This is a genomic window from Georgenia daeguensis, from assembly GCF_039537705.1.
GTDB lineage: Bacteria > Actinomycetota > Actinomycetes > Actinomycetales > Actinomycetaceae > Georgenia > Georgenia daeguensis.
In genome coordinates, this window is record NZ_BAABBA010000008.1 from 35,545 (window position 1) to 54,852 (window position 19,308).

The 19,308-nt window shown below is 72.5% G+C and carries 19 protein-coding genes; 6 read left to right on the forward strand and 13 right to left on the reverse strand.

Features of this window, described 5'->3' with window-relative positions:
* Positions 1-169: 169 nt before the first annotated feature.
* Positions 170-904, reverse strand: coding sequence for a DNA-3-methyladenine glycosylase family protein (locus tag ABD774_RS09535; RefSeq protein WP_345040292.1), 735 nt, complete (start codon positions 902-904; stop codon positions 170-172).
* A gap of 221 nt (positions 905-1,125) precedes the next feature.
* Positions 1,126-2,634 (reverse strand): HNH endonuclease signature motif containing protein, encoded by a 1,509-nt coding sequence (locus ABD774_RS09540; protein ID WP_345040294.1) that lies wholly within the window; start codon positions 2,632-2,634, stop codon positions 1,126-1,128.
* Here ABD774_RS09540 and ABD774_RS09545 point away from each other — a divergent pair.
* Together ABD774_RS09545 and ABD774_RS09550 are read left to right on the forward strand one after the other, a co-directional pair.
* Positions 2,593-3,108 carry a hypothetical protein gene (locus tag ABD774_RS09545; RefSeq protein WP_345040297.1) on the forward strand — a complete coding sequence of 172 codons (516 nt, stop codon included), beginning with the start codon at positions 2,593-2,595 and terminating at the stop codon, positions 3,106-3,108. The two genes, ABD774_RS09540 and ABD774_RS09545, sit on opposite strands and share 42 nt — an antisense overlap.
* Positions 3,109-3,217: 109 nt before the next feature.
* Entirely contained in the window at positions 3,218-4,876 is a 1,659-nt protein-coding gene (locus ABD774_RS09550) for an ATP-dependent DNA ligase (RefSeq protein WP_345040299.1), read from the forward strand.
* A gap of 130 nt (positions 4,877-5,006) precedes the next feature.
* On the opposite strand, the gene ABD774_RS09555 is transcribed toward ABD774_RS09550, so the two are convergent.
* The 3 genes from ABD774_RS09555 to ABD774_RS09565 form a co-directional block, all read right to left on the reverse strand.
* Positions 5,007-5,669, reverse strand: coding sequence for a GOLPH3/VPS74 family protein (locus ABD774_RS09555; protein ID WP_345040301.1), 663 nt, complete (start codon positions 5,667-5,669; stop codon positions 5,007-5,009).
* 67 nt (positions 5,670-5,736) lie between these two features.
* Positions 5,737-6,420 carry a sortase gene (locus tag ABD774_RS09560; protein ID WP_345040303.1) on the reverse strand — a complete coding sequence of 228 codons (684 nt, stop codon included), beginning with the start codon at positions 6,418-6,420 and terminating at the stop codon, positions 5,737-5,739.
* A gap of 77 nt (positions 6,421-6,497) precedes the next feature.
* Positions 6,498-7,061: an Hsp20/alpha crystallin family protein gene (locus ABD774_RS09565; RefSeq protein WP_345040306.1), complete on the reverse strand. Its 564-nt coding sequence runs from the start codon at positions 7,059-7,061 to the stop codon at positions 6,498-6,500.
* 206 nt (positions 7,062-7,267) lie between these two features.
* Here ABD774_RS09565 and ABD774_RS09570 point away from each other — a divergent pair, with 206 nt between their 5' ends.
* A complete protein-coding gene (locus ABD774_RS09570; protein WP_345040308.1) occupies positions 7,268-8,029 on the forward strand; it encodes an FkbM family methyltransferase in 762 nt (253 codons plus the stop codon).
* Between the two features lie 95 nt (positions 8,030-8,124).
* On the opposite strand, the gene ABD774_RS09575 is transcribed toward ABD774_RS09570, so the two are convergent.
* Both ABD774_RS09575 and ABD774_RS09580 read right to left on the reverse strand, forming a co-directional pair.
* Positions 8,125-8,931, reverse strand: coding sequence for a CDP-alcohol phosphatidyltransferase family protein (locus ABD774_RS09575; RefSeq protein ID WP_345040311.1), 807 nt, complete (start codon positions 8,929-8,931; stop codon positions 8,125-8,127).
* A 10-nt stretch (positions 8,932-8,941) separates the two neighbouring features.
* Positions 8,942-9,373 carry a VOC family protein gene (locus ABD774_RS09580; RefSeq protein ID WP_345040313.1) on the reverse strand — a complete coding sequence of 144 codons (432 nt, stop codon included), beginning with the start codon at positions 9,371-9,373 and terminating at the stop codon, positions 8,942-8,944.
* 216 nt (positions 9,374-9,589) lie between these two features.
* Here ABD774_RS09580 and ABD774_RS09585 point away from each other — a divergent pair, with 216 nt between their 5' ends.
* A complete protein-coding gene (locus ABD774_RS09585; protein ID WP_345040316.1) occupies positions 9,590-10,378 on the forward strand; it encodes a hypothetical protein in 789 nt (262 codons plus the stop codon).
* Between the two features lie 21 nt (positions 10,379-10,399).
* Here the strand turns inward: ABD774_RS09585 and ABD774_RS09590 are convergent, their stop codons facing one another.
* The 6 genes from ABD774_RS09590 to ABD774_RS09615 are packed head-to-tail and all read right to left on the reverse strand — an operon-like array spanning position 10,400 to position 16,141.
* On the reverse strand, positions 10,400-11,233 hold the full coding sequence (locus ABD774_RS09590) for a sugar isomerase domain-containing protein (RefSeq protein ID WP_345040318.1): 834 nt from the start codon (positions 11,231-11,233) through the stop codon (positions 10,400-10,402).
* A gap of 21 nt (positions 11,234-11,254) precedes the next feature.
* A complete protein-coding gene (locus tag ABD774_RS09595; RefSeq protein WP_345040320.1) occupies positions 11,255-12,016 on the reverse strand; it encodes a GntR family transcriptional regulator in 762 nt (253 codons plus the stop codon).
* Positions 12,013-12,882 (reverse strand): ROK family protein, encoded by an 870-nt coding sequence (locus ABD774_RS09600; RefSeq protein ID WP_345040322.1) that lies wholly within the window; start codon positions 12,880-12,882, stop codon positions 12,013-12,015. Before ABD774_RS09600 ends, ABD774_RS09595 begins: the two co-directional genes overlap by 4 nt.
* Positions 12,883-12,917: 35 nt before the next feature.
* Positions 12,918-13,820, reverse strand: coding sequence for a carbohydrate ABC transporter permease (locus tag ABD774_RS09605; RefSeq protein WP_345040325.1), 903 nt, complete (start codon positions 13,818-13,820; stop codon positions 12,918-12,920).
* On the reverse strand, positions 13,817-14,767 hold the full coding sequence (locus ABD774_RS09610; protein ID WP_345040327.1) for a carbohydrate ABC transporter permease: 951 nt from the start codon (positions 14,765-14,767) through the stop codon (positions 13,817-13,819). The genes ABD774_RS09605 and ABD774_RS09610 overlap by 4 nt, the downstream gene beginning before the upstream one ends.
* 21 nt (positions 14,768-14,788) lie before the next feature.
* Positions 14,789-16,141, reverse strand: coding sequence for an extracellular solute-binding protein (locus ABD774_RS09615; protein ID WP_345040329.1), 1,353 nt, complete (start codon positions 16,139-16,141; stop codon positions 14,789-14,791).
* 276 nt (positions 16,142-16,417) lie between these two features.
* Between ABD774_RS09615 and ABD774_RS09620 the strand changes: the two genes are divergently transcribed.
* Entirely contained in the window at positions 16,418-17,722 is a 1,305-nt protein-coding gene (locus ABD774_RS09620) for an MFS transporter (RefSeq protein WP_345040331.1), read from the forward strand.
* Between the two features lie 121 nt (positions 17,723-17,843).
* Positions 17,844-19,304: a M1 family metallopeptidase gene (locus ABD774_RS09625; protein WP_345040334.1), complete on the forward strand. Its 1,461-nt coding sequence runs from the start codon at positions 17,844-17,846 to the stop codon at positions 19,302-19,304.
* Positions 19,305-19,308 lie beyond the last annotated feature (4 nt).

Consider the following 19,308-nt stretch of genomic DNA (forward strand, 5'->3'; position numbering starts at 1 on the left):
ATTAGTCCCACGTCGATCGGCGTACAAGAATCTGGAATCGCGTTTCCGGGATGCGGAGAACTCGCAAGCCCCTCGCCCCAACACAGCGCCCACAGCGCCGACGCCCACTTGGCCCCACACACGTCGCCGTGACGGCCTGCGTGGATCAGACCCGAACCCGCCCCGCCCGCTACACCGGCAGATGCGTGCGGCGCGGCATCCGGGCGCCCCGGCGCGGCCGCCTGAGCCCCGCGAGCTCGACGAGACGCTGCACGCGGTATCGGTGCGGCCGGAATGGCTCGAGGAGCTCCGCGAGGCCGTCGTCGTCGACGCCGTCCCGGCCGGTCAGCGCCCAGCCCACGTCACGCGCGACGTTGTAGTCACCGAAGCTGACCGCGTCGGCGTCGCCGTGGGAGCGCACCCGGACCTCCGCGCTGGTCCACACCCCGATGCCAGGGAGTGACCGCAGACGCCGGTCGGCCTCCGCCGTCGGCACCCTCGCCGCCCGCTCGAGCGACGACGCAACTCTCGCCGCTCCGACGACGGCGCGCGACCGTGCCGGGTCGATGCCGAGCCGGAGCCAGTCCCAGGACGGGATTCTCACCAGCACCTCCGGGTTCGGCGCGACCCACAGGCGCAGGCCTTCCCCCGGGCCCGGGGCCCTCTCCCCGAAGAAGTGCACGAGGCGGCGGTATCCCGCGAAAGCCTCGGTTCCCGCGACCCTCTGCTCGATCACCGCCGGCACCAACGACTCCATCACCAGCCCGGTCCGTGGCAGGCGAAGATTCGGGAAGCGGCGCGCGAGCTCGGCCACCCGCGCATGCCGGTCGGCGGGGAAACCGGCCGGGTCGTCTTCGGCTCCGAGCATGGCCGGGACGGCTGCGACGACCCAGTCGGCACCATGACCCCAGGCTGTCGCGGTCACCTCACCATCCTTGGCCCGCACCTCCAGCCGGAGCGTGGCGGTGCCCTCCGGGGTACGCAGCCCGCGCCAGAAGACCCCAGCGCCGTAGCGCACCGTCGGATCCGCCGGACCGTGCCGCAGAACCGCGAGCGTCTGACCTACGGCGCACGGCCAGCCCGGCACCCACGTCCGCTCGACCGCATGCACCGCACCAGCCTACGAGTCACGTCGTGACTGACCCACTAGTCAGGCCCTGCCTCACTGACAAGCATTCGGGCTGAGCGAGTCTGTTCGCCGATCTCGCTGCCGTCGCGGCGGAGGAAGACCCATCGGCGTTTGCGTCGTTCGATGCCGATGCGGTGCTGGTGGACGTGGTCGTGATGGGCCCAGCACAGCAGGACGCCGAGCCTGACGCTGGTGGAGCCGAGCTGCTCCCACCACCAGATGCTGTGGTGGATCTCCCCCTCCCCCGGCGGGGCGTCGCAGCCGGGGTACTGGCAGTGCCTGTCGCGGGCGATGATCGCCCGGGTCTGGGCCGCGGTGAAGATCCGCTTCTCCCGGCCAACGTCCAGCACCTCCGAGTCCGGGCCGAACACCACCCGGTGCAGCCCGCCGCTGCACGCGATCCGGGCCAGCAGCGCCGGCGCCAGCGGCGTCCCGTCCTCGAACGTCGCCGGGGCGACCTCACCCATCGCGGCCGCGTCCAGGTCCGCCCCGATCACCACCTCGGCCAGCTCCTGCCCGCACCCGCACACCCCCGCACCGGCCGCACCACCCGGCGCCGCTCCGGTCGAGGTGCCGGTCCCGATGCCGGTGCCGGCGCTGCCAGCGGTAGCGACGGTGGTGGCGGTAGCGACGGTGGTGGCGGCGGTGCGAGTCTGCTCGTCCGGGCCGGGCAGCCCGAACGCGGCGCCGGGGTGCTCCTCTCCCAGCGGGCAGCCCGGGTGGCGACGGGCGGGCGCGGACGCCGCGACGAGCCGCTGCAGGGTCTCGAACGGCACCTGCACGCTCAGGTGCGGCCGGATCCGGGCCCCCGGCCGCAGCGCCCCGGAGTCCAGCGCCAGCTGCGCCAGCCCGACCAGAGCCCGGGCGCGCCGCTGCCCCGGGGAGCGCCCGTCCCCCTTGGCCGGGGTGCCCGTGCGCGCGGCCAGCGCCGTGCGCACCATCTCCCCGCTCGCCCTCGACAGCCACCCGCCCGGCACGTACCCGTCCGTGGTCTCCGCGAGATAGAACTCCTCCCGCGCGCCGTCCTCCACGTACGCCCGGTCCGCCCCCTCCGGATCCGCCCGCAGACTCCAGTGCCGCACCGCCAGGTCGAACGCCGAGGCGTCCAGGCCACGGGCGTGCGTCAGCAGCAGACGCTCCCCGACGTGGCGGTCGCGCAGCCGCTCCCGCCGCGCCTCGGTGCCGGTCGTGTGACGCACGATCGCGGCGACATGGTCCGAGCTGATCTCCCCGGCCGCCAACGCCCGCGCCGTCCCCGGCAGGTGATCGCGCAACGCCCGAGCCTGACGCACCTCGCGAGCCGCACCGGCACGATGGCGCCCGGTGCGGACCCGGTACCACGCCGCCATCGAACGGGCACCGTCGACCGCCCACCGACCGTCCGACTCGACCGCGGCAAGCACCCTGGCCCCCAAGGCGTCGGTGCGCCGACGCACCTGCTCCACAGCGTCGAGAGCACCCAGGAGCGCCTCACCGTCCAGCTGGTGCAGATCGACACCACCCAGAACATCGAGCGCTTCCCGCATCCGAGCCAGACCCGCCGAGACAGCCTGTGCGGGCGTGGCCGCGCCCACGACCTCTGTCACCGCGACCACCCCATTCCGTCCAATTCCGGCCGTACCAAGGCTATCGAACGCCCGTTCGATGAACAATGGTTCCGGGTGAATCGCGAGAAATTTGTGGAAACGATGGCACGAACGGCCCCTGTGTATTGCTGGACTGTGGAAACCGTGGCATTCCAGCGGTTGGTGGATATCTCCCCGTGGAAGCCCTGGCGCACCGCGCGTGCGGCGGTCGCTGCACCGGACATGCTGATGTGTCTGGAGCGCTCAGTCCCCACGCCGCCACAGCTCCTGCATGCACGGCTCATCAACCGGCTTCGCATGCCCGCGCTCAACAACTTGGGCAAATGCTCACCTTTTCTCGTCGCGGCTCATATGGCTCGATTCCGCTTTCCTGCGACCGAGCCCTCACCTCGCAAGTTCACGCTCGTGGATTGATTCGTCCTGCCGCTCCGAGCCGTTGCCGCAGAGACCGGAATCTTCACGCCGCAACCACGGAGTTTCAGCCGACCTGCCCGGACGAGACTTACCTGCCATCATCGTGAACGTGCTGCTCGCCGAGCTGGTCGAAACACACGCCGCGGTCGCCGCCACGCGCTCAAGGCTGGAGAAGCGAGCGCTCCTCGCCGCCGCGCTGCGGTCGGCCGGCGAGGACGAGGCGGAGATCGTCGCGTCATTCCTCTCCGGGCGCCCGCGCCAGCGGCGGACCGGCGTCGGCTGGCGCAGTCTGGCCGAGCTGCCCGAGCCGGCCCAGGCACCGTCACTCACCCCGACGCAGGTGGACGAGGCGCTCGAGCGGCTCGGTGCCCTCGCCGGCACCGGCTCGCAGGCGGCCCGCACGCGGGCGGTCCGCGAGCTGTTCTCCCAGGCGACCTCGGCAGAGCAGCAGTTCCTGCGCGGACTGCTCCTGGGCGAGCTGCGGCAGGGCGCCCTGGACTCGGTGCTGCTCGACGCCATCGCGGCCGCCGCGGACGTGCCCGTGCGCGCCGTGCGCCGCGCCGCGATGTTCTCCGCGCTCTCCGGGCCGATCGCGCGCGCCGCCCTCACCGGCGGAGCAGACGCCCTGGAACACTTCCGGCTCGAGGTGGGGCGCCCCGTCAGGCCCATGCTCGCCGCTTCCGCGCCCGACGTCACGGCCGCGCTCGAGAAGCTGGGCGTCGCCGTCGTGGATGAGGGGAGCGCAGAGCCGGGCGACGACGAGCGCGACCAGAGGCACGACGTCGGCAGTGCGGGCGACAACGAGCGCGACCAGGCGGACGACGCCGGCAGGGCGGGCGGGGACGCCGACGACGAGACGCCGGGCCGCCCCGTCGTCGCCGACGGGAAGATCGACGGCATCCGCGTCCAGGTGCACCGCTCCGGCGCGGAGGTCACCGTGTTCACGCGCTCGCTCGACGAGATCACGGACCGGGTCCCCGAGGTGGTGGAGGTGGCCCGCGCGCTCGAGTCGGACGCCGTCGTCCTGGACGGCGAGGCGATCGCGCTCGGACCCGACGGCCGGCCCCGCCCATTCCAGGAGACCGGCTCACGCACGATGAGCCGGGACGGCGCCACGCTGCGCGATCAGGTCCCGCTCACCGTGTACTTCTTCGACGTGCTGCACCTTGACGGCCGGGACCTGATCGACTCCCCGGCCGCCGAGCGTTTCCGCGCACTGAGCAGCCTCGTCCCCGAGGACGCTCTCGTTCCCCGGCGCCTGACCTCCGACCCCGAGCAGGTTCAGGAGTTCTTCACCGAGATGATCCGGCGGGGGCACGAGGGGGTCGTGGTCAAGGACCTGCACGCCCCCTACGACGCCGGCCGGCGCGGCTCGGCCTGGGTGAAGGTCAAGCCGCGCCACACGCTCGACCTCGTGGTGCTCGCCGTGGAGTGGGGCAGCGGGCGCCGGGAGGGCACGCTGTCGAACATCCACCTCGGGGCCCGTAACGGGGACGACTTCGTGATGCTGGGCAAAACCTTCAAGGGCATGACGGACGAGATGCTCGCCTGGCAGACGCGGCGGTTCCTCGAGCTGGAGACGGGCCGCAGCGGGCACGTGGTCCACGTCCGTCCCGAGCAGGTGGTCGAGGTGGCGTTCGACGGCATCCAGCGGTCCTCGCGCTACCCCGGCGGGATGGCACTGCGGTTCGCGCGGGTGCTCCGCTACCGCGACGACAAGACCGCGGCCGAGGCCGACACCGTCGAGACCGTGCGCGCGCTCGCGTGACGGGCGAGCCGGTCCTCGTCGACGTCACGCTCACCGACGTCGCCGGCCGCCACTTTCGGTTCGGGCCAGAGCACCGGTAGGCACCGTCACAGAGCCGACGCGCGTCTCAGGCCCCGGAGACGGTCGTTTCTCAGGCCCCGGAGACAGTCGTGGTGCTGGCGATCGTGACCGCGATCGCCTCGTCGACCGCCTTCCTGACCGCGGTGCTGGCGAAGGAGCCCTCGACCTCGCCCGCCCGACGGCGCAGCTCGGCGCGCCCGATCTGCGCCCCCGGCAGGACCTTCGGCACCTGGTTGACCGACTGCAGCAGCGAGATGAGGTTCGCCTCGCGGGGCGTCGGGGTGCGGCCGACGACCAGAACGTCGTGCAGCCCCTGCCGCAGCTGTTCCTCGTGGGCCGAGTCCAGCGCCGGCCACGACGTCCGCGGGATGATCCCCAGCACCCGGTCCTCCTCCACGCGCAGGATCCCCCGCTCGGCGAGCCGCTCGAGCAGGCGCCGGTGCAGACCCTTGGCGACGGCGGCGAGCACGTTCTTCGGCTTGTCCGGCTTCCGGGCGGCGAGGTTCCCGAGCGCGGTGTCGAGCACGTCGTCGCCCGTGGGCGACGTGTCGGCGACGACAAGCCGGCCCGCCTTGACCTCCTCGTCGGGCTCGGTGAGCCGGACCTTGCCGCGGTCGGCCAGCTCCAGGACCACCGCTCCCGCGAGGACGAGGTCCCGCCGGGTCGAGTCGACGACGGGGCGTCCCGTGGCGTCGTCGGTGAGCAGGAGCACCACGTCCTCGGCGATCAGCATGGCTCCACCGTATCGAGGCGCGGCGCTCCGGTCGCGACACGGTCTCAGCGCCCGAGCCGCCCAGGGCTCAGGCAGCCGGCTCGAATCGCTCGAGCTCGGCGTAGACGATGTAGCGCTCGGCGACGGAGCCGAGCGGGTGGCACGCCACAAGCGTCATCAGCCGCCCGACGGCGGGACCGCCGGGATTCTGCGGGTCCGGTCCCACCACGCGCACCTGGTCCGGGCTGACGATCTCGTGGCCGCTCACCGCGTACGTGTACTCCCCCTCGGCGGTGGTCACGACGATCTCGTCCCCCACCCGCAGCTCCGCAACCCCGTACAGCGGGCGCGAGTGGAGCGTCCGGTGCCCCGCCACGGCGAAGTTCCCCTCCTCCCCCGGCATCTGGCTGCCGGGGAAGCGGCCGAGGCCGAGCTCGTCGAGAACCTGGTCGGTGATGCCCTCGGAGATCGGCTCCTCGTAGTCGCCCCAGCGGGGCACGCGCATGGTGCCGAACGTCTCGCCCTCCTCAGAGACGGCGGGCACCAGCAGACCGGCCAACGGGTCCGCCGTCGGCTCCGTGGAGCGGGCCCCGGACGGCAGCTCGGTGGTGCTGACCGCGGCCGGCCGCTCGGCACGCGTGGCCACCCTCGCGACGTCGTCGGGCCCGAGGGCAGCGGCGATGCCCACCCCGGCGAGGCCGAGGGCGGCGAGCAGGCCGACGCCGAGCAGGGCGCGCGCCCCCGGCGTCGGCGTCTTCCTGGTGGTCGCCATGGCATCCCCCGGGACGGTTTCGGGCTTCCACCCTCCACTATGACGCGCGCCCTCCCGGACCGCCAGGTCTCAGGCCGTCAGCTCCGCCGGATGTCGATCTTCCGGGCCGGCGGGGTCTCCGCCGGCACGGGCAGCCGAAGCTCCAGCACCCCGTCGCGGTAGCTCGCGGAGATCGCGTCCGTGTCCGCACCCTTCGGCAGACGGATCTGCCGCTCGAACCGGCCGTACCGGAACTCCGAGCGGTACCCGTGGGCCTGCTTCTGCTCGGAGCGCTCCTGCCGCTGGGCGCTGATGGTCAGGACGCCCTCGTCGACGGTGACGTCGAGATCCTTGTCCGGATCCACCCCGGGCAGCTCGGCACGGACGACGAGCTGGTCGCCCTCACGGAACTCCTCCAGCCGCATCGGCGTGGTGCCGGCACGCCCGGCCTCCCGGAACGGCCACGGCATGTCGCCGAACGGGAACGCGTCCCAGAGGTGCTCGGCCAGGTCGCGGGGTGAGCGACGAGCGGGCACGGACGACGGCTGCGCCTCGGACTGCGACTCGGACTCGGACCGCTGCTGAGATCCTGCCTGCGACTGGTACGGCGACTGCGAAGACTGGGATCCGGACTGCATCGGGTCGTTCGGTTGCGTGGTCATGCCGATCCTCCTTGATCGTGCCGGACCGGGCGGCCCGGCGCCCTCCTCTATGGTCCGACGCCGGTGGCCGCCCCGCCAGGGACCGGGGTCCGTGTTCCCGGGGACACCCCGTTCGCCCTGCCGCCACGCAGGGCCGCCACAGGTGGCCGCCTCCAGACCGTGCGCACCGCGAAGTCCCGACGACGGGCGCCGTGCCACGATGGGGTGTGACCGCCAGAGGGAACCGGGCCCGCGGTCTCGCGCGCTCCCTCGTCTGGTCCTACGGGACGCTCTGGCGACGACGGCGCATGGTCGCCTTCTACGCGCAGTTCCTCCGCCCCGGCGATCTCGCGTTCGACGTCGGCTCGCACGTCGGCAACCGGGTCCGGGCGTTCCGGCGGCTCGGTGCCCGCGTGGTCGCGGTCGAGCCGCAGCCCGACCTCGTCGCGGTGCTCCACCGGATCTACGGCAGGGACCCGGACGTCATGGTCGAGGCGCGCGCCGTGGGTGCCCGCGCCGGCACCGCCACGTTGCGCATCGCCACCCGGACGCCGACCGTCTCGACGCTCGTGCCGTCGTGGATGGAGGAGGTGCGCACCGACCGGCGGTTCGCCTCCGTGCGCTGGGACCGGGAGCTGACGGTGCCGCTCACCACCCTCGACGCTCTCGTCGCCCGCCACGGCGAGCCACGGTTCTGCAAGATCGACGTCGAGGGCTCGGAGCTGGACGTGCTGCGCGGTCTGAGCACGGCGGTGCCGGCGCTGTCCTTCGAGTACCTGCCGCCCGTGGTCGACCGAGCGGTGGCATGTGTGACGCGCCTCGCGGAGCTCGGCGAGTACCGGTTCCGGCACTCCCCGCTGGAGACGCTTCGCTGGGCGGACGACGCCTGGCTCGACGCCGACGGCATGGCCTCGGCGCTGCGGGCGCTGGCGTCGTCGGCACCGCCCGGCGACGTCTACGCGGTGCGGTCTGACGCCGTTCGGGCGTGACGCAGCGGTCCGGCGATCATCTCGTCGCCCGGGGCATGGCGCTCCGCACCGCGCAGGACCTGCTCAGCCTCGCCGGTACCGCGGCTGACGCACCGCTAACCGCGGGGTTCCTCTCGGTTCGCGTACTGCCAGCGAGCGTCCCGCGCGAAGGACCAGCACACCGCGGCGAGCGCGACGACGAGCAGCTGCTCCCCTGCCGCGGGCAGCGCCGCCACCAGGAGCGCGGGCAACGGCACCTCGGCCAGCACCGGCACCTCCCCCCGCTGCGACACCTCGGCATGCACCGGCAGGATCAGCGCCACGAGCAGCACCACCACCACGCACACGCCGACCACCTTGCGCGCCAGGCTCGGGAAGAGCGGCCCGCGCAGCCACGGCCACGCCGCACCGGCCACCACGTAGGCGTACCGCACCACGCCGATCGAGACCACCCACCAGCCGGTGACGCCCAGCGCGGCGACGGCGACGCTCAGCAGGAGCACGAGCGCGGCGTCGACCTCCAGGTCGAACCGTGCCCCGAACGTGCTGACCAGCCCGCGCCACCGGGCCACCCGGCCGTCGACGCCGTCGAGCAGCAGGCAGCACAGGCCCACCACGGCGAGCGGCACCTGCCAGGCGCCCTCCCGCACCACCACGAGCACCCCCGCCATCCACGACACCATCACCAGGCGCGCCAGCGTGACGGCGTTGGCGGCGCCAAGAGCACGCCGCGGCCACCGTGCCGCGACCGCCGCCGCGCCTGCCGCGTAGAGCGAAGCGGCCACCAGCGCCACCAGCACGCCCCGCGCGAACCCCGTCGCGGCGGCCAGTGTGACCGGCGCGGCCAGGCTCGCGGCGAGGCCGGCCGCGAGCGCCGGCCAGGGCCACGGCCGGACGGGGAGGGCGGTGCGCGCGAGGGTCACCGGACGGCCCTCACTCGCTCCCGAAGCGGACCCGCGCCTCCAGTGGGATCAACGGCTTGTCCGCCCGCGCGCGGATCTGCTGCACCGCCCACGTGTTGCCGTCCGGATCGGCGAAGCCGAAGAACGTCCCTCCGTCGCGCTCGTCGAAGACGGTGATCTCGCTCGCCTCGACCCCTCGGTCGATCAGCTCCTGCCGCGCCGCCTCGGCGTCCGCGACGACCAGCTGCGTCCCGTGCAGCGAGCCGGGCGCCATCTGCTGCTGGGCGGGCAGCGACCCGATGACGATCGAGCAGCCCGACCCTCGCGGCGTCAGCTGCGCGAAGTTCATCGGCCCGTTCACGGTGTGGTGGTCGAGCTCGAAGCCGACCTTGTCGCGGTAGAACTCGATCGCCCGGTCGATGTCGCTGACCGGCACGATGACAACCTCGAGCGTCCAGTCCACAGCGGGGTACTCCTCCTCGTCGACGATGCGCCGCCACGATTCTCTCCCGTCCGCCTCTTCCAGGAGGTACGTCCGAGGACGGAGGAGAGATTCCCTCCCGGGACCGCGACGAGCGGCGCGTCGAGAGATCTCCGCCCGGTGCGACGGCGCGGGTCCGGCCCGGGTACGCCGGCCGCTGCCGTCGTAGTCTGGGGCCGTCTCGGCGAGGAGGCTGCCATGGACGCCCGCATCCTGCGTGCTGCGGGCGCGGCCGTGCTGCTCGCCGCGTGCACCGGCCCGCCGGACGGCGCCACGGAGCCGTCTCCTCCGCCGGACATGCCGACCGCGACGGCGGACGCCGGGCCGCCCACGAGGTCGCCGGAGCAGGAGCTGTCGGAGTTCCTCGCGGAGTCGGGAGACTTCATCCCCTCGGCACATCCGGGCCTGCTGGTCGTGACCCGTGAGGGCTTCGCGGAGGTCGCCGACGACGGGACCGTCGACCGCACGCGGCTCGTGCCTCCGCCGGCCGAGGGCCATGAGTGGAAGTGCCTCACCGAGGGCGGGCCCGGCACGGTCGTCTGCCTCGGGCTCGGCGACTCCCGCCGGTTCGAGCCCGCGCCCGGACCGCGCTGCCCGGCGGCCCAGCTCGAGCGGCACCGCGTCGGCCACTCGGTCGTCACCCACCGCACCTACGGGCCCGACGGCCGACTCACCCAGCAGATCACGCACCAGACGTACGGGGAGCACTACACGATCCCCGGAACGGACCTGCGCACGGAGGGTGCCACCGACGTCTTCGTCGTCGACGACCTCGCGCCGGACGCGAGCACCGTGCGCACGCGACGCGTCCTCGGCACGGAGTCCTACCAGTACAGCCTTCCCGGCGAGCTGATCTGGGTGAACCACGGCGAGCTGCGGATCGAGGACCCGGACGGCGCCGCGCGCGTGACCGTCGTCTCGGGCCGCTGGGACCGGGTGGACGACCCGGAGGGTGCCCGCGAGCGGCTCTGCGCGGCGTTCGGGTGACGGACGCACCGGCTCAGGACGCTACGGCTCCTCGTGCTCCGCCGCGATCAGGGCGCCGCTCTGGTTGCCCGGCCCGGAGCGGAGGGTTGGGAGCGACCGGCCGCGCGCATCGTGCACGTAGCGCTCGTGGTCGGCGAACACCTCGTCGTTCGAGGACAGCGTGGCTCCGGGAACCGTCGGGGAGACGAAGGTGGGCATGGTGATGCCCCGCCCGGCGAGGACGGTCGCGGTGCGGGCGATGATCTCGTGGCTGACGACGGCGGCCACCACGGTCGAGGAGCCGCCGACCGGCCGGTCCCACCCGTCCACGGAGACGATCGCGTCCTCGACCGGCACACCGGTGTCGATCATGACGTCCGCGACGTCCGCCAGTCGTCTGCCGCTCGAGTGCGGCGTCGGCCTGGCGAGGCTCGCGCCCGACGTCACCGCGACCACGAACAAGCCCCGCACCTTCGCGTACAACGCCGCGTCGATGCCCGCGGCGTTGAGTCCGCTGTGCGAGTACACGACGAGCACGTCGCCGTCGTCGAGGGGCTCGTGCGAGAGGAACTTGTCGATGTAGCCCTCCGTGCGCTCCAGCCAGAGGAGCTCCCGCACCCCGCCCGGACCGAGCACGTTGTGCCACATCAGCCGCGGGTCGTTGAGCGGGTAGAGGCCCACGAAGCTGCCGTACCGGGGGAACGCCTCGAGGGTCGGGATCACCGAGTGCCCGCTGCCGAAGAGGTGGATGAGGCCGTGGCGCTCCAGGGTGTCCGCGCACCGGTGCGCGACGGCGTCCAGGGCCTCGTCCTGCGTGGTGGCCAAGGTGTCGAGCAGCTCGACCAAGCGCGCGGTGTACACGGATCGGTTCGTCATGGTGCTTCCTCTCGCTCTGTGCTACCTGGTGTTCCGGAGGGTCAGCCGGATCTCGTACCGGTCCCCCCGGAGGTAGCTGGTGGTGTGCTCGAAGGCCTCCCGGCCGTCATAGGTCACGCGTGTGGCGTGGAACCCGTGCGCGCCGCGCCCGACGTCGAGCAGCGGGGCAATCTCCTTCGGCATCCCGGTCACCCGGAAGACCTCCGTGGCCTCCACCGGCACGGTGCCGTACCGGGCGCGGAGGATCGCGTAGAGCGACACGTCGTCGCCGAGGTGCGCCTCGAGGTCCGGGAAGCGCTCCGCCACGAGCAGGCTGGTCTGCACGGCGATCGGCAGCCCGTCACCGAGACGGATCCGGCGGAGGCGGATCAGCTCGGCGCCCGGCTCACGGTCGAGGGCGGCGGCCACCTCGGGGTCGGCCGGCTCCCGCGCCACGTCGAGCACCCGCGAGCCGGGCCGCATGCCCCGCTCGCTCAGCTCTGCCGAGAACGAGGAGACCGAACGCGCACCGGCGGTCAGACGGGCGTCGCGGACGAACGTGCCTCGTCCCCGGCCCCGGCTGAGCAGTCCTCGCCGCACCAGCCTGCCCAGGGCCTGACGGACAGTCACACGGCTGACGCCGTAGGCCTCGCACAGCTGGGACTCCGTGGGAATCTGCGTACCGGCGGCCCACTCGCCCGCCTCGACCCGCCGCAGAAGGAGGTCCTCCAGCTGCGCGTACAGGGGCACCGCCGAGTCCGGGTCGAGCGTGGCCGCACGCGGAGCGGGCACAAGATCGGTCACTGCAGCACCTCCGGCTCGGTGGCGGCGCGCAGCGCCCCCACCACCCCCGCTCCGGGTCCGAGCGCCGCCCGCACCACCGGCACCTCCCGCCCCGCCGGCGAGGCGTACGCGGCATGGGCGCGCAGGGTCGGCTCGCGCAGCAGGTCCAACGCGTCGCTGAGGCCGCCGGCGACGACGATCACCTCGGGGTCGAAGACGCTCGCGAGCGCCGCCGTGCCCCGTCCGAGCAGGGTGCCGAACCGTTCGACCACGGCGATCGCGGCCCCGTCCCCCTGCCGTGCCGCGGCGACCAAGCCTGCCGCACCACCCCATGGCCCCCCGGCAGCGTCGAGCGACGCACCTGAGGCGGCCCTCTCCCAGCCGCCGTGATGCGGGTCGGGCATCTCCCCGTCCACGGGCAACCACCCGAACGACCCCGCGCAGCCACGGTGGCCCCGGACGAGACGGCCCTCCAGGAGCACGGCGCCGCCGATGCCGGTCCCCAGCGCGACCAGCACCGCCGAGCTCCGCCCGCGCAGCACCCCCTCGCTCAGCTCCCCGAGGAGCGTCGCCTGGGCGTCGTTCAGCAGCACGCACGTCGCCCCGAGACGCTCGGCCACCGCCTCGGCGAGCGGGGCACCGTCGAGGAAGGGCAGGTTCGGCACCCACCTCGGGACGGTCGACGTCGTCCAGCCCGGCAGCCCGACGGCGACCGACCGGACCGGCTCGCCGTCGGCGGACTCGAGTCCCAGCACCGCGATCGCGTCGACGATGGCCTCGGTGCTGCGGGGCACCGGCACGTCACGCACCTCGTGCACGTCGGCCCGGCCGCGCTCACCACCGCCGGCGAGCACACGCAGGTGCGTCCCACCGACGTCGACCCCCACGGCCACACCGCCCGCGAGTGTGCCGCCCCGGTGCATCACTTCACCCCCGTGCGGGCGATGCCCTGGACGAAGACGCGCTGGGCGAGGAGGAAGACCACGAGGGTGGGCAGGCTGGCGACGAGCGCGCCGGCCATCACCACGTTCTGGTAGCCCACGCCCATCGTGTAGGAGAGCAGGCGGGAGAGCGTGAGCACGACCGGGTACTTGGCCTCGGACTGAAGGATCGACAGCGGCCAGAGGAAGTTGTTCCAGTAGTAGACGATGGTGAACACCAGCAGGGTGATGGTCGCCGGCCGGAGCAGCGGCGCCACCACCTGGACCAGGATGCGCAGCTCGCTCGCGCCGTCGATACGCGCCGCATCGATGAGCTCGTCCGGGACGTCGGCGATGAACTGCCGCATGAGGAAGATCCCGAAGGCGTTGACGAGCCACGGCAGCATCACACCGAGGTACGAGTCCGACAGCCCGAGGCTGGAGACCACGTGATAGAGCGGGACGAGCGTGACGATCGGGGGGAGGAACATCGTGGCGACGACGCCCCAGAAGATGGCGTCCCGCCCGCGGAAGCGGTACTTCGCGAAGACGTACCCCGCCATGGTCGAGGTCACGAGAACCGCGGCGCTGCTGACTCCCGCGATGAGCACGCTGTTCAGGATCGACCGGCCGAACGGGACGTCGCTGAAGACCCGGGCGTAGGCGTCGAGGGTCGGTGCCGCGGGGAACCAGGTGGGCGGGATGCTCGCGAACTCCTCGGGCGTCTTCAGCGTCGAGATGATCAGCCAGTACAGCGGGGCGAACTGGATCAGGGCGACGGTGACGAGGACGCCGTAGAGGGCCAGCCGGCGCGGCGACCGCCGCCGGGGACGACGTGGCGCGGTCGCGGGCCGGGCGCGCCCGGCGACGGCGGGCGCGACACTCGTCGGGGGCGGCAGGCTCATGGCCGCCTCCGTGCCGAACCCACGAGCATGCCTGCCACCACGGCCAGGAGCACCAGCAGGCTGAACGCCATGGCGCTGGCCTCCCCGGCCAGCCCGAACTGGAACGCGGTGCGCTGGATGTCGAAGGACAGCACGTTGGTCGAGTCCACCGGTCCGCCCTGGGTGAGCAGGTACACCGGGTCGAAGACCTGGATGGAGTTGATGATCGTCATGAGCAGGACGAAGACGAGCGTGTTGCGCAGCAGCGGGACGGTGATGCTCACCGTCTGGCGCACCGGGCCGGCACCGTCCAGCCGGGCCGCCTCGTAGATCTCCTCGGGGATCTGTGTCAGCCCCGCGACGAGGAGGACGACGTAGTACCCGAGCATCTGCCACACGTTGAAGACCACGAGCGAGAACAGGGCGCTCTGCGGGTTGCTCAGCCACCCGGGCGAGTCGATGCCGGCGAGCGCGAGCAGGTTGTCGATCGGTCCGTAGCCGGGGGCGTACAGGTTCGACCAGATGATGACGATCGCGACCGTCGGCACGACGTAGGTGGAGAAGAGCAGCACCCTGACCAGTCCCCGGCCTCGCAGCCCAGGGAAGTACAGCAGCAGGGCGAGCAGGAACGCGAGCGGGATGGTGACGGCCGCGCTGAGCCCCACGTAGACGATCGTGTTGCGCAGCGCGGCCAGATGGGTCCCGCTGGCCAGCACGGACCGGTAGTTGTCCGCCCCGACGAACTCCATCTCGGTCAGCGGGGTGAACATCGACCACCGGTGGAGGCTGATCCAGAACGTCAGGGCCATCGGGAGGACCACGAAGGCGCAGATGAGGATCAGGGCGGGGCTGAGGAACCCGACCGCGGCGAGCCGGTACTTCCGCGTCCCGCTCTGCTTCGACGGCGTGGTGCCGCCGCCCCGGACGTGGCGGGTGCCACGCCCGGCGGCCTCGAGCGTCGTCGTCACGGGAGTGCTCCGACCGCGCAGCTACTTGCCCAGCGCGGCGTCGACCTCGGACGTCGCCGCGTCCATGGCCTCCTGCGGCGTGGCCTGACCGAAGACCAGGCTCTCGATGTGCTTCTGCAGCGCCTGGCTCGCCGCGTCCCCGCCGACGACGGTCGGGAACGGGGTGGCGTCCGGGAGTCCGTCGACGTAGGCCTTCAGGAACGGGTCGGAGAGTGCCTCCTCGTGGGCGTCGACGTCTGACGTGCGCGAGGGCAGGATGCCCATGCCGACGAGAATGTCGCCCATGGCCGAGGAGCCGTTCTCGCCGGAGTCCGGGCCGTTGAGCCAGGTGAGGAACTTCCAGGACGCCTCCTGGGCGGCCTCGTCGGCGTTGGCGTTGACCATGCTGAGCCAGGAGTACGAGATCGACGACGGCCCGTCCCCGTCCGGGCCGACCGGGATGGGAGCGGTCGCGACGTCGGCGTAGGAGTCGCCCATGGTCTCCTTGAGGGAGCCCTGCCACCAGTTCGCCATGATGATCATCGCGGTCTTCCCGCCGGCGAAGTTGTCCAGGTACGGGCCCGTCGTGTTCGCGTTGGCGGCGCTCGCCTGGGGGTCGACCGAGCCGTCGTCGAGCATCTGCTGGTAGAGCTCCGCGACGGCGACCACCTTCTCGTCGCTCAGTGCCGCCCGACCGTCGTCGTCGAGCAGGTGACCGCCGTTCGAGGCCGCGAGCGAGAGGAACGGGTGCACCGCTCCCGACGCCCAGTTGGTGATCACGCCGAACCCGTGCTGGCCCGCCGCCTCGTCGGTCAGCGTCCGGGCGTAGGACCTCAGGTCCTCGAAGGTGGCGGGCGGACCGTCGAGCCCCGCCTCCTCGAACAGCCGCGTGTTGTAGTTCAGGGCGTAGAGGTCGATCTCGTTCGGGAGGCCGTACACCTGGTCCTCCGCGCTGAAGGCCGAGACGACGTTCTCGGACCAGGAGCTGCGGACCTCCTCGGCGACGTCGGCAGGTGCGGGGGCGGCGACGCCGTCACGGACCAGCTCCGGCAGCCAGGCGTCGTAGATGCTCGCCATCGTCGGGCCGCTGGCGGACCCGCCCTGGGTCCGCAGCGTGCTCAGCAGGTTGGCGAACGGCACCGCCTGCACCGTGACGGTGATGTCCGGCTCCTCCTGGCTGAACCTCGCCGCCGCGTCCTCGAGCTGCGCCACCTGCTCGGGGCCCCAGTGGGTCAGAAAGGTGATCTGCTGCGGTTCTCCGCCCCCACCGCCAGTTCCAGCGCCGGTCGGGGTCTCGGTCTCCCCGCCGGACGAGCATGCCGCGAGCGTCAGTGCGAGCGCTGCGGCGACGGCGGCCAGCGGGCCGCGCCCGGACCAGATCCGGTGGACGTTCATCTGCGTCTCCTTCGCACGCCCGTCGCGGCGTCGGCCCCGTTGCCTCGTCCTCCGCGACGAATGACCTAATGTTGTAACAAACTCGGCGGCGGAGTCACGGGTTTGACGCGGCGGATCCGCAGCCGGCCTCTGTCCTCCGCTCGGTGCCGCGCGTACCATCGCCCGGAGTACCTCGATGAGGAGGCCGCCGTGGCCGTCCCACGGGCCCTGGGCACGCTGGTGCCGCTCCTCCCCCTCCCCGCCGCCCGAACCGAGCCGGAGAGGGCGGGCTGAGCGATGCGCCCTGCCGCGATCATCCGGATCTACCTGGTGCTGCTGCTGGGCAACACCCTGGCGGCGTCGTTGATCTGGGGCATCAACACGATCTTCCTGCTCGACGCGGGCCTGTCGAACCTCGAGGCGTTCTCCGCCAACGCGTTCTTCACGCTCGGGATGGTGCTGTTCGAGGTGCCCACCGGCGTCGTGGCCGACACCATCGGCCGCCGCGCGTCCTACCTGCTGGGGACCGTGACGCTCAGCGTGACCACGCTCGTCTACGTGCTCCTGTGGTACCTGCACGCCCCGTTCTGGCAGTGGGCGATCTCCTCGGTGCTCATCGGCCTTGGCTTCACGTTCTTCTCCGGCGCCGTCGAGGCCTGGCTCGTCGACGCCCTCACCGCGTCGGGGTACACCGGCGAGATGGAGCCGGTGTTCGGCCGCGGCCAGGTGGTCTCGGGCGTCGCCATGCTGGTCGGCTCGCTCGCCGGCGGTTTCATCGCGGCGCAGACCAACCTCGGCGTCCCGTTCCTGGTCCGGGCGGCGATCCTCCTCGCGATGTTCGCCGTCGCGTTCCGGCTCATGCGTGACATCGGGTTCACCCCGCACCGCACGCGCCACCCGTGGCGGGAGATGACCCGCGTCCTGCGCGACTCCGTCGACCACGGCTGGCGCCGGCCCGCGGTGAAGTGGCTCATGCTCGAGGCGTTCTTCACCGGCGGCGTCGGGTTCTACGTCTTCTACGCCCTCCAGCCCTACCTGCTCGACCTCTACGGCGACCCGGAGGCGTACCAGGTGGCAGGTCTGGTGGCCGCGATCGTCGCCGGCGCGCAGATCCTCGGCGGGCTCGCCGCCCCGTGGATCCGGCGGCTCTTCCGCCGTCGGACCTCCGCCCTCATCGCCACCACGGTCGCGAGCGCCGCCTCCCTGGTGGGCATCGGGGTGATCGACAGCTTCCTCGCGGTCATCGCCCTGATCGTGGTCTGGGCCCTCCTCTACGCGGCCGAGATGCCGATCCGGCAGGCGTACCTCAACGGCCTGATCCCGTCCGAGCAGCGGGCGACCATCCTCTCCTTCGACTCGCTCGTCGGCTCGGCCGGCGGGGTGTGGGCCCAGCCCGTGCTGGGCCGGTCGGCGGACGTGTGGGGCTACGGCGGCTCGTTCGTCGTCAGTGCCGGCATCTCCGTGCTCGCGCTCCCGTTCCTCGCCCTCTCCCGCCGCCAGCGGGCTCCCGCCGACCTTCGGGTGACCGAGGCCCGCACGCCGGCGCCGGCCCAGCCGCCGGAGACCGGGGCGGACCGCCCGCCGACGGGGTCGGCCACCTGAGGGGCGGTCTCGGGGTCTGCCAGCTGAGGCCGGTCTTCCGGTGCCGGCCGCCCCGGGGTCACCATGGTCGGACCGCGGCGAGCGCACTCCGCGCGTTCGCCCTGACGTCAACGAGGACGACATGGTTGCAGCGGTCGCACGACCTTCTTCACGCGGTGCCCGGTACCTGCTCGCGGCACTGTCGACGGCCGGTCTCGTGCTCGCCCCGATCCCCGCGAGCGCGGCGGACGACGGCGACCACGGCCCGCGCTTCTCCCCGGGCAGCGCCGGCGTCGGGGACCCGTACTTCCCGCTGGCCGGCAACGGCGGAATCGACGTCGAGCACTACGATCTCGAGCTTCGTTACACCCCGCCCGCGGCCGAGCCGGCACCGCTCGAGGGCCACCTCGAGGGGACCGCGACGATCGACCTGGAGGCGACGGAGGACCTGAGCCGGTTCAACCTCGACCTGCGCGGTCTGACGGTGACCGAGGTCGAGGTGGACGGCAGGCGCGCCACCTTCACCCAGCAGGAGAACGAGCTCGTCGTCACGCCGCGCCGTGGTCTGAGGGACGGCAAGGACGTCGAGGTCGTCGTCGAGTACGGCGGCACGACGGGCCGGCCGCTGGACGCCACGGGAGCGCTGTACGGCTGGGTCACCACCCGCGACGGCGCCATGGTCGCCAACGAGCCGGACGGCGCCGCGACCTGGTTCCCCGTCAACGACCACCCCACGGACAAGGCCACCTTCACGTTTGCGGTCGCCGTGCCCGAAGGCCTCGTCGTCGCGGCCAACGGGCTGCTGGTGGACCGGAGCACGGAGGACGGCCTGACCACGTGGCTCTGGGACGCGAGCGAGGACCTGATGGCTCCCTACCTGGCCACCGCGTCCATCGGGAACTACCGGCTGAGCACGAGCACGGCCGCGGGGGTGCCGGTCATCGACGCGGTCGACGCGGACCTCACCGAGCCCAACGCCCGGCAGACCGCTGCCACGCTGGCGCTGACCGAGGACATGCTGGAGTTCTTCGAGGGCATCTTCGGGGACTACCCCTTCGTGGCGTACGGCTCGATCGTCGACGACGACTCGGTCGACTACGCGCTGGAGACCCAGACGCGCTCGCTGTTCTCCCTGGTGGCCGACGAGGCCACCGCCGCTCACGAGCTCGCGCACTCCTGGGTGGGTAACGCCGTCAGCCCCGAACGCTGGTCCGACATCTGGCTCAACGAGGGCTGGGCCACGTACGGCGAGCAGCTGTGGACCGAGCACCGGGGCGGCCGGACCGCCCAGCAGCAGTTCGACGCCCTCATGAGGACCCCGGCGAACGACCCCCTCTGGACCGTGCGGGTGGGTGACCCGGGTGCGGCGAACATGTTCGCGGGCGCGGTGTACCTCCGGGGCGCGGGCACGCTGCACGCCCTGCGGCTGCGGATCGGCGACGACGACTTCTTCGACCTCGCGCGCGAGTGGGTCGGCAGGTACGACGGCGCCGCCGCCTCCACCGCCGACTTCGAGGCGCTCGCCGAGGAGGTCTCCGGCGAGGACCTCGACCACTTCTTCGACGTGTGGCTGCGCACGGCCACCAGGCCGGCGAACTGGTAGCCCC

What these genes read in the sequence shown, in the direction of transcription:
- ABD774_RS09540 (WP_345040294.1), bottom strand. Translation starts at nt 2,634, where the DNA reads ATGCGGGAAGCGCTCGATGTTCTGGGTGGTGTCGATCTGCACCAGCTG.
- ABD774_RS09555 (WP_345040301.1), bottom strand. Translation starts at nt 5,669, where the DNA reads ATGCTGATCGCCGAGGACGTGGTGCTCCTGCTCACCGACGACGCCACG.
- ABD774_RS09560 (WP_345040303.1), bottom strand. Translation starts at nt 6,420, where the DNA reads ATGGCGACCACCAGGAAGACGCCGACGCCGGGGGCGCGCGCCCTGCTC.
- ABD774_RS09565 (WP_345040306.1), bottom strand. Translation starts at nt 7,061, where the DNA reads ATGACCACGCAACCGAACGACCCGATGCAGTCCGGATCCCAGTCTTCG.
- ABD774_RS09585 (WP_345040316.1), top strand. Translation starts at nt 9,590, where the DNA reads ATGGACGCCCGCATCCTGCGTGCTGCGGGCGCGGCCGTGCTGCTCGCC.
- ABD774_RS09590 (WP_345040318.1), bottom strand. Translation starts at nt 11,233, where the DNA reads ATGACGAACCGATCCGTGTACACCGCGCGCTTGGTCGAGCTGCTCGAC.
- ABD774_RS09605 (WP_345040325.1), bottom strand. Translation starts at nt 13,820, where the DNA reads ATGAGCCTGCCGCCCCCGACGAGTGTCGCGCCCGCCGTCGCCGGGCGC.
- ABD774_RS09615 (WP_345040329.1), bottom strand. Translation starts at nt 16,141, where the DNA reads ATGAACGTCCACCGGATCTGGTCCGGGCGCGGCCCGCTGGCCGCCGTC.
- ABD774_RS09620 (WP_345040331.1), top strand. Translation starts at nt 16,418, where the DNA reads ATGCGCCCTGCCGCGATCATCCGGATCTACCTGGTGCTGCTGCTGGGC.
- ABD774_RS09625 (WP_345040334.1), top strand. Translation starts at nt 17,844, where the DNA reads ATGGTTGCAGCGGTCGCACGACCTTCTTCACGCGGTGCCCGGTACCTG.